General features: G+C 57.8%; 11 protein-coding genes. All 11 read left to right on the top strand.

The features are described 5' to 3' along the window. Window positions 1-133 precede the first annotated feature (133 nt). Complete coding sequence (locus tag ACI5FR_RS23495; RefSeq protein WP_405458897.1) at window positions 134-901, top strand: undecaprenyl pyrophosphate synthase; 768 nt, start codon at window positions 134-136, stop codon at window positions 899-901. Between the two features lie 25 nt (window positions 902-926). Beyond that, window positions 927-1,715, top strand: coding sequence for a phosphatidate cytidylyltransferase (locus ACI5FR_RS23490; RefSeq protein ID WP_405458895.1), 789 nt, complete (start codon window positions 927-929; stop codon window positions 1,713-1,715). Between the two features lie 32 nt (window positions 1,716-1,747). Next, a complete protein-coding gene (locus tag ACI5FR_RS23485; RefSeq protein WP_405458894.1) occupies window positions 1,748-2,893 on the top strand; it encodes a 1-deoxy-D-xylulose-5-phosphate reductoisomerase in 1,146 nt (381 codons plus the stop codon). Window positions 2,894-3,026: 133 nt separating this feature from the next. Continuing rightward, window positions 3,027-4,289, top strand: coding sequence for an RIP metalloprotease RseP (gene rseP, locus ACI5FR_RS23480; RefSeq protein WP_405458892.1), 1,263 nt, complete (start codon window positions 3,027-3,029; stop codon window positions 4,287-4,289). 40 nt (window positions 4,290-4,329) lie between these two features. Next, a complete protein-coding gene (gene proS, locus ACI5FR_RS23475; RefSeq protein WP_405458891.1) occupies window positions 4,330-5,781 on the top strand; it encodes a proline--tRNA ligase in 1,452 nt (483 codons plus the stop codon). 178 nt (window positions 5,782-5,959) lie between these two features. Then, window positions 5,960-10,273, top strand: a complete 4,314-nt coding sequence (locus ACI5FR_RS23470) for a PolC-type DNA polymerase III (RefSeq protein WP_405458890.1) — start codon at window positions 5,960-5,962, stop codon at window positions 10,271-10,273. Between the two features lie 510 nt (window positions 10,274-10,783). Further along, window positions 10,784-11,242 (top strand): ribosome maturation factor RimP, encoded by a 459-nt coding sequence (rimP, locus tag ACI5FR_RS23465; protein ID WP_405458888.1) that lies wholly within the window; start codon window positions 10,784-10,786, stop codon window positions 11,240-11,242. 33 nt (window positions 11,243-11,275) lie between these two features. After that, complete coding sequence (gene nusA / locus ACI5FR_RS23460; RefSeq protein ID WP_405458886.1) at window positions 11,276-12,373, top strand: transcription termination factor NusA; 1,098 nt, start codon at window positions 11,276-11,278, stop codon at window positions 12,371-12,373. A gap of 45 nt (window positions 12,374-12,418) precedes the next feature. Then, window positions 12,419-12,730, top strand: a complete 312-nt coding sequence (gene rnpM, locus ACI5FR_RS23455) for an RNase P modulator RnpM (RefSeq protein ID WP_405458884.1) — start codon at window positions 12,419-12,421, stop codon at window positions 12,728-12,730. After that, window positions 12,720-13,046, top strand: coding sequence for a L7Ae/L30e/S12e/Gadd45 family ribosomal protein (locus ACI5FR_RS23450; protein WP_405458883.1), 327 nt, complete (start codon window positions 12,720-12,722; stop codon window positions 13,044-13,046). The genes rnpM and ACI5FR_RS23450 overlap by 11 nt, the downstream gene beginning before the upstream one ends. Beyond that, window positions 13,039-13,835: translation initiation factor IF-2 N-terminal domain-containing protein (locus tag ACI5FR_RS23445; protein ID WP_405458882.1), on the top strand; the 797-nt coding region annotated here is incomplete at its 3' end. The genes ACI5FR_RS23450 and ACI5FR_RS23445, both read left to right, overlap by 8 nt.

Raw genomic sequence — 13,835 nt, 5'->3', positions numbered from 1 at the left:
GACGTGAAGCTCCGAGGATCATTGCGAGTACTTTGCGGGGAACAGAAAGGGGATTTTTGTTTGTATAGGAATTCGGACCGGTACGGCTCAGCCGCCAATCGCGCGAACGCTGATGGATGTGGGGGATAGAGGCATGTGGAACAAACTCAAACGATGGTTGTCCGGTTCGGGGCAAGCTGACGCTCCGATCGCAATAGGACGCGAGAACATTCCCGAGCACATCGCGATTATTATGGACGGCAACGGCCGATGGGCCAAGCGCAGAGGCTTGCCGCGGGTGGCCGGCCATCATGCCGGTATGAAGGCGATCAAGCGGATCACGATCGCCGCCGACGAGCTGGGCGTCAAGGTGTTGACGCTGTACTCGTTTTCGACCGAGAACTGGAAACGGCCGGTGGACGAAGTCGAATTCCTGATGAAGCTGCCTCAGGAATTCCTCGCGCTCGAGATCGACGAGCTCATCCGCAAAAATGTCCAGGTTCGCATGATGGGCTGGAGAGACAATGTCCCGGCGCATACGCTCGCCGCTGTGGAAGAAGCGATCGAGAGGACGAAGCACAATACCGGACTTATTCTTAATTTCGCCTTCAATTATGGCAGCCGGCTGGAGCTCGTGACTGCCATTCAGACGATCGCGGAAGCGGTTCGCCGGGGAGAGCTGATGCCGCAAGACATTCAGGAAGAGCATATCTCCGCTTGTTTACTGAGCGCGGATTTGCCGGATCCCGATATGATCATCCGGACGAGCGGCGAAATCCGCATCAGCAACTTCATGCTGTGGCAGATGGCTTACGCCGAGCTTTGGTTCACGGATGTGTACTGGCCGGATTTCGACGAGACGATGTTCCGGCAAGCTGTTAGCGAGTACCAACGCAGAGCTAGACGCTACGGCGGAATCTAATAGACGGCGGAACGGAGGAACGCATGTGAAACAAAGAGTGGTCACCGGTGTATTGGGCGGGGCCGGGTTTCTGGCTCTTCTCGTGTGGGGCGGCTACGCGTTCGCGGGCCTGCTGCTGCTGCTCGCCGTCATTGGCATGTATGAGTACAACCGGATGAACCGGATGAATCCGAACGGACTGTCCGCAGGCGTCGCCCTGATCGGGACGATTCTGCTTGTCTTTCCTTGGAGCGTGTGGACGAACTGGTCGCCGAACTGGGAAGCGATCGCTTGGGTGACCCTGTTCGCTCTGTTCGCGATTACGGTACTCTCCAAGAACAAAGTCCAACTCGACCAAGTCGCCCTGCTGTTCGCAGGGATGGTATACATAGGGGCCGGGTTTCAGTATATGCTGCTGACCCGTCTATCCGAGCACGGCTTGTTCTGGACTTTGCTCATCTGTGTCTGCATCGCGTTGACGGATTCGGGCGCCTACTTCACCGGGAGGCTGATGGGACGTACGAAGCTGTGGCCGTCCATCAGTCCGAACAAGACGGTCGAAGGCTCGATCGGCGGGATCGTCGTCTCGATTGTCGCGGCCTGCTGCTTTACCTTGTATGCCCCTGAGCTGTTGTCGGTGGGACAAGCCGTTCGGTTAGGTCTCGTCATCGCGGTTGTCGGGCAGATGGGCGACCTCATCCAATCCGCCTATAAGCGGGTGCGCGGCATTAAGGATACCGGCTCGCTCCTGCCCGGACACGGCGGCGTATTGGATCGGTTCGACAGCTGGCTTATCGTGTTTCCGTTTATTCATTTGCTAGGGCTGCTTCCTTAGGGATACAGCCGAATTCAAAGGTGGAATCCAACTTGAAACGAATTGCGGTTCTAGGCTCGACCGGCTCGATCGGGACGCAAACGCTGGACGTCATCGCACATCATCCGGAGCAGTTCCGATTGGAAGCGTTGGCAGCCGGGTCGAATGTCGATCTAGTGGTGGAGCAAATCCGTCGGTTCCGGCCGAAGCTCGTCTCCATGGCCGACCGCGACGGGGCGGAGCGGGTCAAGCAGGCGGCCGGTACCGGCGTGCGAGTCGTGTACGGCGAAGAGGGGCTCATCGAGGCTGCCGCCGCTACCGATGCGGAGCTCGTCGTGACGGCGATGGTCGGCAGTCAGGGACTCGGGCCGACTCTGGCGGCGATCGAAGCCGGCAAGCATATCGGGCTGGCCAACAAGGAGACGCTTGTCAGCGCCGGCCATCTCGTGACTGCGGCTGCCCGGCGTACGGGCGTCATGCTGCTGCCGGTGGACAGCGAGCATTCGGCGATCTTCCAGTGCCTGCACCGGGAGCCGTCCTCGCATGTCAGGAAGATCGTCCTCACCGCGTCCGGCGGCTCATTCCGCGACAAGACGCGGGATCAGCTAGAGGGCGTCACCGTGAAGGAAGCGCTGGCTCATCCGAATTGGTCGATGGGGGCGAAGATTACGATCGACTCGGCGACGATGGCGAACAAAGGACTCGAGGTGATCGAGGCCCATTGGCTCTTCGGGCTGGACTACGACCGGATTGAAGTGCTCATTCATCCGGAGAGCATCATTCACTCTTTCGTGGAGTTCAAGGACAAGAGCATCCTCGCCCAGATGGGCATGCCGGACATGCGCGTGCCGATCCAATACGCCCTTACTTATCCGGAGCGGCTCGACAGCCCGGCCGCCTCGCTCGATCTAACGGCGATCTCCCGCTTGAACTTCCGGGCGATGGACTACGACCGGTTCCCGATGCTGCGCATCGCCTTCGAATGCGGCCGGCTCGGAGGCACGGCGCCGACCGTGTACAATGCGGCCAACGAAGTGGCGGTAGCCCGGTTCCTGCAAGGGGATATCGACTTCCTGCACATCGAGACGATCGTCGAACGGCTGCTCGACGGGCATACGCCGCTCAGGGATCCGTCGCTCGAGGAAATCGCCGAACACGATAGACTGGCGCGCGAAGCGGCTCGGCGCATGACTTTGTAAGTCGCGGTTCTACGGATCGGGGCAAGCTTGTATTCATATAAGGAATAATGTTAATCTTAGAACACAGGCTTGCCAGACTCAGGGTTGTTAACATGGAAGCAGTCGGTTAACGCCGCCCGAAAGGATCGTGTGTATGTCACTACAAGTCATATTTCAGATCGTGCTGCTGTTCTTCGTGCTCGTCACGATTCATGAATGGGGCCATTATTATTTTGCCAAGCGCGCCGGCATTCTCGTCCGGGAGTTCGCGATCGGCTTCGGGCCGAAGCTGTTCTCGTTCAAGCGCGGCGAAACTCGATATACGCTGCGGCTGCTGCCCGTTGGCGGCTTCGTCCGCATGGCCGGCGAAGACCCGGAGATCGTCCACATCCAGCCCGGGCAGACGATTGCGCTCAGGCTGAGCGACGATCAGGTCACTCACATTTATCTCGATCAGCTCGACCAACGTTCCGATGTAGTCATCGGCACGGTCGAGAAGATCGACTTGGAACACGAGTTGAAGGTACGCTTGGAGGCGGGCGGCGAAGCCGAGACGTTCTCCATTCATCCTCAAGCCATGATGGTAACCAAGGGCAAGGAGACGCAGATCGCCCCGTGGAATCGGCAGTTCGGCAGCAAGACCGTCGGGCAGCGGGCGCTGTCCATCTTCGCCGGGCCGTTCATGAACTTCATCTTGGCGTTCGTTCTGTTCGTGACGGTTATGTTCCTGGCCGGTGTCCCGACGAATGTGAAGATTGAGAAGGTCGAACCGAATTCCCCGGCGAGCCAGGCGGGCATACAAGCGGGCGATATCATTAAGACGGTCAATGGGACAGAGATCCAGACTTCGACTTCGAAGCTGACGGACTTGATCGGCGGGTCGCAGGATAAGAAGATGGACTGGACCGTTATTCGCGGCGGGAAGGAAACGCCAATCCAGGTTACGCCGGCCAAGAACGCCGAAGGACGCATTATGGTCGGTATCGGGCTTACGTCCGACAAGCGCGGCACCGGCGTGGGCGAAGCGCTTAGCGGCGGCTGGGAGAACATGAAGCTCGCGACGACTCAGATTTTGCTCGGGTTCAAAATGCTCGTCATGGGGCAATTCTCCATGGACGATCTGGGCGGACCGGTGCGTATGGTGGAAGTGACTAGCGAGCATGCGAGTGCAGGGCTGCCCCAATACACATTCTGGGCCGCCGTGCTGAGCTTGTACCTCGGCATCTTCAACCTGCTGCCGATCCCGGCGCTTGACGGCAGCCGGCTCGTGTTCCTCGGCTTCGAAGCCGTTCGCGGCCGTCCGGTCGATCCGAACCGGGAGAGCCTCGTCCATTTCATCGGCTTCGCGGCGCTTATGCTGCTCATGATTGCGGTAACGTACAACGACATTATTCGTCTTGTGCGCGGCGAAAGTTAATAGCGTTAAGGGATTCTTATCATTTTGAGGTGACCATTCCATGTCCAAAGAGAAAGACAAGCAGTTCGTCCGGGAGATTACGCCGCAGAGCGAGGACTTCTCCCGCTGGTACATCGATACGATCAGCAAGGCGGAGCTGATGAGCTATTCGCCGGTACGCGGTTGCATCGTGTTCCGTCCGGACGGCTACGAACTATGGGAGAACATTCAGCGGGAGCTGGATGCGCGATTCAAGGAAACCGGGCACCGCAACGCCTATTTTCCGCTGTTCATTCCCGAGAGCTTCTTTCAGAAGGAGAAGGAGCACGTCGAGGGCTTTAATCCGGAGCTGCCTTGGGTAACGGAAGCGGCCGGGGAGAAGCTGGAGGAGCGGCTCGCGATCCGTCCCACATCCGAGACGATGATCGGGCATATGTATGCGAACTGGATTCAGTCGTACCGCGACTTGCCGCTGCTCATCAACCAATGGGCGAATGTCGTCCGTTGGGAGAAGCGGACGCTGCCGTTCCTGAGAACGAGCGAATTCCTTTGGCAGGAAGGCCATACGGCTCACGAAGACGAAGCGGACGCACGCAAGGAAACGATGCAGATGCTGGAGATTTACCGCGATTTCGTCGAGAATTTCCTGGCGATTCCGGTCATCACCGGCCAGAAAACCCCTTCCGAGAAGTTCGCCGGCGCGGTCGACACCTACTCGATCGAGGCGATGATGAAGGACGGGAAGGCGGTACAAGCCGGTACGTCGCATTACTTGGGCCAAAACTTCGCGAAGGCGTTCGAGATTCAGTACCTGGACCGGGAAAATCAGCAGCAGTACGTGCATACGACCTCCTGGGGGGTCAGCACCCGTTTGATCGGCGCCCTTATTATGGTGCATGGCGACGACCGCGGCTTGGTGCTGCCGCCTAAGGTAGCGCCGGTGCAGGTCGTCCTCGTTCCGATCGGACCTCCTAAGACTCGTGACGTGGTTATACCCAAGACGGACGAGCTGTTCGGCCAGCTGAAACGGGCGGGTTTGCGGGTTAAGGTAGACGACCGCGACCAGTCGCCAGGCTGGAAGTTCAACGAGCATGAGATGCGCGGCGTGCCGATTCGCATCGAGCTCGGCCCTCGCGATATCGAGAATGGACAAGCTGTGCTCGTGTCCCGCGTCTCCGGCGAGAAGCGCGTCGTGGCGCAAGACCGGCTGGTCGAGGAAGTCCAAGCTCTATTGGACGAAATCCACAACCAGATGTACGCCAATGCCAAGGCGTTTTTGGAGAGCAACTTCCGCACGGTAGATACGCTCGACGAGATGAAGGCGTTCCTGGAGCAGCAGCGCGGGTTCGTGCTCGCCGGCTGGTGCGGCTCCGAGGCGTGCGAGCATCAGGTGAAGGAAGAGACCGGCGCTACGAGCCGGAACATTCCGTTCGAGCCCCGCGAGCGGAAGTCGACCTGCCTCGTGTGCGGCTCGGAAGCGGCGCATACCATTGTATTCGGCCGCGCGCATTAACCGATTCCCGATTGGGAGACTTGCAGATTGAGAGACTAAGGGCAAAATACGGACCGCCAAGTCCATCGTTTTGCCCTTTCTATTTCTAAGGGAAAAGGAAATCCGGGGCCCACGCAAAGTACCAGGAATAAGCTGCGAAGGTCAACATCACTTTGTGGGGTAAGAAAGGAGACAGGATATGAACATTCGGGCAGACCAGCGCAACCGCTTCGAGCTGCTGCTGCAGCATTCGGGAGTTCCGGCCTCCATTGCCGAGACTTACATGGCGGACGCCTACATCGACCGGGTAGAGTGCAGCCGCAGCAACCGGGATTGGACGTTTTATTTGTCGTTCGCCACTGTAATGCCGCATGACGTCTATCGCAGCTTCTATCAATTGGTCAGCGAGAAGTTCAGACATATCGCCGCCGTACGAGTAGTTATTTCTTATGATGACCACGTCGAAGACTCCTTGTTGGTAGACACCTATTGGCCGTTGTTCATGGATTGGATCCACAAAGAGGCCCCTTCGATCAACGGTTGGCTGGGGAAGGCCAAGGTGGAGGCGGAAGGCAAGCTCGTAACCGTCTATTTGCTGGATACATTCGGCCTGGAGATGGCCAAGAAAAAAGCGGTCGATACATATGTGCAGCGCTTTTTCCGCGACTTTTTCGCCCGAACCTATCAAGTAAAGCTCGCCATCAATGAGGCGGGTGTGGAAGTGTACGAGCAGTTCGCCCAGCAGATCGTCGAAGAGGAGCGGTCGGTCATCCAAGAGCTGATCTCGGCTCCGCCGCCGGAGACCATTACGCTCGAGGCCGTAGTGCCCGACGCGGAGACGAAGCTCATGATCGGCTATGAGATCAAGGACGGCCCCGTGCCAATCCAGAACATCCAGGACGAAGAGAAGAAGATTACGATTCAAGGCATGATTTTCAACCTCGACAAGAAAGAGCTCCGCAATGGCAACACGTTGTTCGAGTTTAATTTGACGGATTTCTCCGACTCGCTTACGCTCAAAGCATTTGCCAAAAATAAAGAAGACTTGAAGATTCTTAGCCTGCTCGCGAACGGCAAATGGATTCGGGCCCGCGGCAAGGTAGAGTACGACCGGTTCATGATGGTGCCCGAGCTCGTCATGATTCCGTCCGATCTCGTCGAGGTGATGCCGCCGGCGGAGCGGACCGATAATGCGGAAGTCAAACGCGTCGAATTCCACTTACATACAACGATGAGCACGATGGACGGCATCACGTCGGTTGACGAGTATATCAAGACGGCGGCCAAGTGGGGGCACAAGGCGATCGCGATCACCGACCACGGCGGAGTACAGTCGTTCCCGGAGGCGAACAAAGCGGCCAAAAAGCATGGCATCCAAATCCTGTACGGGGTCGAGGGCAACGTTGTAAACGATTCGGTGCCCGTGGTGCTTAACGGGACACATGATCCCCTGCGCGAGGCGACTTACATCGTGTTCGATATCGAGACGACCGGCTTGTCGATTCTGAACAATCGCATCATCGAGCTGGCCGGAGTCAAGATGAAGGACGGCAAGGTGATCGATAAGTTCGAGACGTTCGTGGATCCCCACGAGAAAATTCCGTATCACATTACCCAACTGACGCACATCACGGACGATATGGTCAAGGGCGCGCCGGAGCTGGAGGATGTGCTGCCGAAGTTCGTGGAATTCGTGGGCGATGCCGTACTCGTCGCCCACAACGCGCAATTCGATATGGGGTTCATCCAGGCCAACCTGAAGCGGCTGGGACACCCCACGCTGCGGAATCCGGTGCTCGATACGCTCGAGATGGCGCGATTGTTCTACCCTACGATGAAGAACCACCGGCTGAACACGCTGTCGGATAAATTCAAGGTCAGCCTCGAGAATCACCACCGTGCGGTAGACGATGCCGCGGCGCTTGGCGAAGTGCTGTTCCATATGATCAAGGACGCCGAGGAGCGGGGCAAGACGAGCTTGCTCAGTCTGAATGACGATGTAGGCAAGAGCATTTCGAACGCACGTCCGTTCCATTGTTGCATCTATGCGTTGAACGCGGTAGGCAAAAAGAACTTATATAAATTGATTTCGATTTCCCACACGCAATATTTCAACCGGGTCGCCTGCATTCCGCGCAGCAAGCTCATCGAGTATCGGGAAGGACTGCTTATAGCGTCGGGGTGCGAGAAGGGCGAGTTTTTCGAGGCGGTGCTGAACAAAACGGTCGAGGAAGCCGAACAGGTGGCGGAGTTCTACGATGTGCTCGAAATTCAGCCGATCGGCGTGAACATGCACCTCGTGGACAAAGGGCTCGTCGGCAGCCGGCTCGAGCTCGAAGAAGCGAACCGCCGCGTCTGCGCGATCGGGGAGAAGCTGGGCAAGCCGGTTATCGCGACCGGCAACGTGCATTACTTGCATCCCCGGGATAAAGTTAGCCGGGACATCACGATCCTGGGCATCACCGGGTTCAGTCCGCTGAAAGACATGAAGAAGCCGGACGTCCACTTCCGCACGACCCGCGAAATGCTCGAGGAGTTCAAGCATTTGGGCGAAGAGAAGGCGTTCGAGGTCGTCGTGACGAATACGAACGCGCTTGTCGAGCGGTTCGAGCCGTTCGATCTGTTCCCGAAGCAGCTGTTCAGTCCGAACATCGAAGGCGCAGAGGAAGAGATCCGGACGAAGTGCTATGCGTATGCCCGGTCGGTCTATGGCGAAGAGCTGCCCGAGGTGATCGTGGCCCGGCTGGAGAAGGAGCTCAAGCCGATTATCGGTTACAAATTCTCCGCCAACTACTTGATGTCCGAAAAGCTGGTGAAAAAATCGAACGCGGACGGCTATCTGGTCGGCTCACGGGGCTCGGTCGGCTCCTCGATCGTGGCGAATATCCTCGGGATCTCGGAAGTGAATCCGATGCCGCCGCACTACTTGTGCAAATCGTGCAAGCATAGCGAGTGGTTCCTCGACGGGAGCGTGCCGAGCGGGTTCGACCTGCCGGACAAAAATTGCCCGAATTGCGGGCATAAGATGATCGGGGAAGGCCATGACATCCCGTTCGAGACGTTCCTAGGGTTCAAGGGGGACAAGGTGCCCGATATCGACTTGAACTTCTCCGGGGAGTATCAGCCGATTGCCCATAATTATACGAAAGAGCTGTTCGGCGAGAAGTGCGTGTTCCGGGCCGGAACGATCGGCACGGTTGCCGAGAAGACGGCGTACGGGTACGTGAAGAAATACGAGGAGGAGAACGGCAAGAAATGGCGGAATGCGGAGATCACCCGGCTTGCGAGCGGCTGCACCGGCGTGAAGCGCAGCACCGGCCAGCATCCGGGCGGGATCGTCGTCGTGCCGGACGACATCGACGTCGAGGAAGTGACGCCGGTCCAATATCCGGCCGACGATACGAAGGCGGAGTGGAAGACGACGCACTTCGACTATCATGCGTTCGAGGAGAACTTGCTCAAACTCGATATTCTGGGACATGAAAATCCGACGATGATGCGGATGCTGCAGGACCTCACCGGGGTCGATCCTACGACGATCCCGATGAACGATCCGAAGGTCATGAGCCTGTTCAACTCCACTCACGCGCTGGGCGTTACGCCAGAGCAAATCCGTTCGCCGGTGGCGACCTACGGCATCCCCGAAATGGGCACGAAGTTCGTGCGTCAGATGCTGCAGGAGACGCAGCCTTCGACGTTCGCTGACTTGCTGCAAATTTCCGGGCTGTCTCACGGGACCGGCGTATGGCTCGGCAACGCCCAAGAGCTGATCAAAAACGGCACGTGTACGATTAAGACCGTAATCGGCTGCCGCGACGAGATTATGCTGTACTTGATCTACAAAGCCGGCATGGACGCTGCGCTGTCGTTCAAAATCACCGAGAGCGTCCGGAAGGGCAAAGGGCTCACGGACGAGTGGATCGAGGAAATGAAAAAGCACAAGGTGCCGCAATGGTACATCGACTCGTGCCTGCGCATCGAGTACATGTTCCCGAAAGCGCACGCGGCCGCTTATGTGATCGCCGGCGTCCGTACGGCCTATTACAAGCTCTACTATCCGATTGAATTTTATGCGACTTACTTCTCGATGCGGGCGGAGGATTTCGATGTGGACCTGTGCTCGCAAGGATACGACGTCATGGCCAAGAAGATGGACGAGATCGAAGCGAAGTCGTTCCAAGCTTCGCCCAAAGAGAAGGCGATGATCCCGATTCTCGAGATGGGGCTCGAGATGGCGTCCCGGGGCTTCAGCTTCAAAGGCATTGACCTGTACCGGTCCGACGCGACCCGGTTTAAGGTCGACGGCAACGCACTCATCCCGCCGTTCGCCGCCATCCAGGGCGTGGGCGAGAACGCCGCCCGCAACATCGCCGCCGCCCGCGAAGAAGGTGACTTCCTCTCGATCGAAGACTTCCAGACGAAGTCGAAGGCGACCAAAACGATCGTCGAGCTGCTCACCTCGATGGGCTGCTTCCGAGGTCTGCCGGAATCGAATCAGTTGTCGTTGTTCTAATATAGTTGTTGGCATAGAGAGGGAGAAGTGTCGGAGTAAATAAAGTAACCAAGCTGCCGCAGCGACTTTTAGGAGCTGTAGGCACTTGTTCCTCCCCCAATAAGCAGTTGCGTTAATGGCAGGCATGACGGACAAAGAGGGAACGAGCCGAGAGTGGAGGAGCGATAGCGTCCGCCTTTGAAATCCGATTCCCCCTACTATAGATTAGGTAAAAGAAGGAATCGGATTTCAACAGCGGCCGGAGCCTCGGCTCGTTTCCTCGGCTCCAACGCCCAGTCTCCACCGAATCCGCTTCCCCGATCGGTTCCGACGCAACTGTTTCGCCATCCCCATCAACTTTTTTCTACTCTTGTCGCGTCATCCATGTTATGGTATAATCAATTTCGGTAATAATGATGATCATAGATCGTTGTTGATGCGAGAGTGGGGAAACCCACTCTCTACGTTTTGTATACACATTCAAGCATACGACAACGATTCATTTTTGCGGCGCTAAGGAGGTAACCATAGATGGCACAACCGATCAAAGATGTGGTGACGGCGATGATTCAGCCTTTTCTGGATGCGGAAGGGTTCGAATTGGTCGATGTCGAGTTCGTCAAAGAGGGCAGCAACAAGTTTTTGCGCGTCTACGTGGACAAGGAAGGCGGCATCGACATCGACGATTGCGGACGCATCAGCGAAGTGCTGAGCGAGAAGCTGGACGAGACGGACCCGATTCCCGAAGCTTACTTCTTGGAGGTGTCCTCCCCGGGAGCCGAACGCCCGCTCAAGAAACTGAGCGACTACGAGCGTGCCGTGCAGAAGCAAGTGTTCGTCACGACATACGAGCCGGTAGAAGGCGAGAAGGAATTCGAAGGCAAGCTGCTCGCGTTCGACGGAGAGACGCTCGTCGTGCAGACCCCGCGCAAGAAAACGACGATCCCGTATGCCAAAGTAGCCAGCGCCCGATTGGCTATTGAATTCTAGCAAGGGAATCTTGAAAGGAGGAACTCATTTCAAATGAACATGGATTTTATTGAAGCCCTGTCGGAAATCGAGAGAGAGAAAGGGATCGCCAAAGACGTACTGGTAGATGCGATCGAAGCGGCCTTGATCTCCAGCTACAAACGCAATTTCAATACCGCGCAAAACGTGAGGGTGGACATCAATCGGCAGACCGGCTTGATTAAAGTATATGCCCGTAAAACCGTCGTCGACGAAGTGCTCGACCCGCGGCTGGAAATTTCGCTGCACGCTGCGCGCGAGATCAATGCGAACTTCCAGCTCGACGACATCGTCGAGATTGAAGTGACGCCGCGGGATTTCGGCCGCATCGCCGCCCAGACGGCGAAGCAAGTCGTCACCCAGCGCATTCGCGAAGCGGAGCGCGGTCTGATCTATGATGCGTTCATCGATCGCGAGGAGGACATTGTCACCGGGACCGTGCAGCGTCAAGATTTGCGCAGCATCTTCCTCGATCTCGGCAAGGTGGAAGCCGTATTGCCGCTGAACGAGCTGATGCCGAACGACAAGTTCAAGCATGGCGATCGCGTGAAGGCGTTCATCACGAAGGTGGAGAACACGACCAAAGGGCCGCAAATCATGCTGTCCCGGTCCCATCCCGGCTTGCTGAGACGGCTGTTCGAGCTCGAAGTGCCCGAAATCTACGACGGTGTCGTCGAGATTCGCTCCGTGGCGCGCGAGGCCGGCTTCCGCTCCAAAATTGCCGTCCATTCGCGCAATCCGGAAGTGGATCCGGTCGGATCTTGCGTAGGACCGAAAGGTACACGGGTGCAGATGATTGTAACGGAGCTGAAGGGCGAGAAGATCGACATCGTCCGATGGTCGGAAAACGTCGAAGAGTACGTCGCAAATGCGCTCAGCCCGTCCAAGGTGCTCGAGGTGAATGTTTTCGAGAACGAAAAGATGGCGCGGGTGATTGTGCCTGACTACCAGCTTTCGCTCGCAATCGGGATCAAAGGGCAGAACGCGCGGCTCGCGGCGAAGCTGACCGGCTGGAAAATCGACATCAAGAGCGAGACGCAGGCGGAGCAGGAATTGGGCCGTCCGAAGGCGTCCGCCGCGGAGATGCACCAGGATTCGGTCAGCATCGATTAGTACCCCCCATTCGGACGGATCATATCATAAAGGCGGGTGAGGGTCGTGAAGGCTAGAAAAATACCGCAGCGCAAATGCATCGTCTGCCAAAACATGCTGACCAAAAAAGAGATGGTCCGGCTCGTGCGAACACCCGAGGGCGTTGTCGAAATTGACCTGACGGGCAAAAAGAACGGGCGTGGCGCCTACATCTGCGGTCAGATCGAGGGCTTCAACAAGGCGAAGAAAACGAAAGCGATCGAACGGGCGCTCAAGGTTGCCTTGAGTCCGGAGGATTACGATCGGCTGGAGCAGCAATTCATCGCGATCCAACCGAAATATGCGGCATATCCGTGCGGACGTAGCCATGAATCCTAAATTCGGCTCATATTTGGGGCTTGCCATGCGGGCGGGGAAGCTCGCGACTGGCGACGAATTGGTGCTGAAGGCGATACGCTCCGGCGAAGCGCGTCTTGTAGTGATGGCGGAAGACGCTTCTCCGAATACCCGGAAGAAGTTCAGGGATAAATGCAAGTCGTATCAAACCCGGCTCGTCGAGCATGGGAGTCGGGTGGAGTTAGGAGCGGCGATCGGCAAGGAGGAACGGGTGTTGATCGCCGTGCTGGAACCCGGGTTCGCGCGGCAGATGGTCGCGTGCCTCGGAGTACATGTGGAGGTGGAACATATTGAGTAATCAAGACAAGGACAAAGACAAGCTGCGCGTTTATGAATATGCAAAATCGCTCAACATGAGCAGTAAAGAAATCATAACGATCCTGAAACGGTTGAACGTACCGGTTAACAATCATATGAGCGTCATGGAAAACGACTCCGTGCACAAAGTGGAGCAGTTTTTCCGCGATGTGAAGGCGAACGCGGCCGCGAGACGTGCAAGCAACGAAGGCGGCGGCTCCAGTGCCGGCTCAAGCGTAGCCGTGGATCAAGGCTCGAAGCCTTCCGGCGGCCAGCGGCCGGCCCAAGCGGGCGGTCAAGGGAACCAAGGTGGTCAAGGCGGAGGCGGTTACCAAGGCCAGCGCCGCGACGGCCAGGGCGGTCAAGGCGGAGGCGGCGGCTACCAAGGCGGGCGCCGTGAAGGCCAAGGCGGTCAAGGCGGAGGCGGCGGTTACCAGGGCCAGCGCCGCGACGGCCAGGGTGGTCAAGGCGGAGGCGGCGGTTACCAAGGCCAGCGCCGCGACGGTCAAGGCGGCCAAGGCGGAGGCGGCGGTTACCAAGGCCAGCGCCGCGACGGCCAGGGTGGTCAAGGCGGAGGCGGCGGTTACCAAGGCCAGCGCCGCGACGGTCAGGGCGGTCAAGGCGGAGGCGGCTACCAAGGTTCGCGTCCGCAAGGCCAAGGCGGAGGCGGTGGCTACCAAGGTTCGCGTCCGCAAGGCCAAGGCGGAGGCGGCGGCTACCAAGGTTCGCGTCCGCAAGGCCAAGGCGGAGGCGGCGGCTACCAAGGTTCGCGTCCGCAAGGCCAAGGCGG

This window comes from Paenibacillus sp. HJGM_3, from assembly GCF_045062745.1.
GTDB lineage: Bacteria > Bacillota > Bacilli > Paenibacillales > NBRC-103111 > Paenibacillus_AA.
This window is presented reverse-complemented; position numbering and strand designations above follow the sequence as displayed.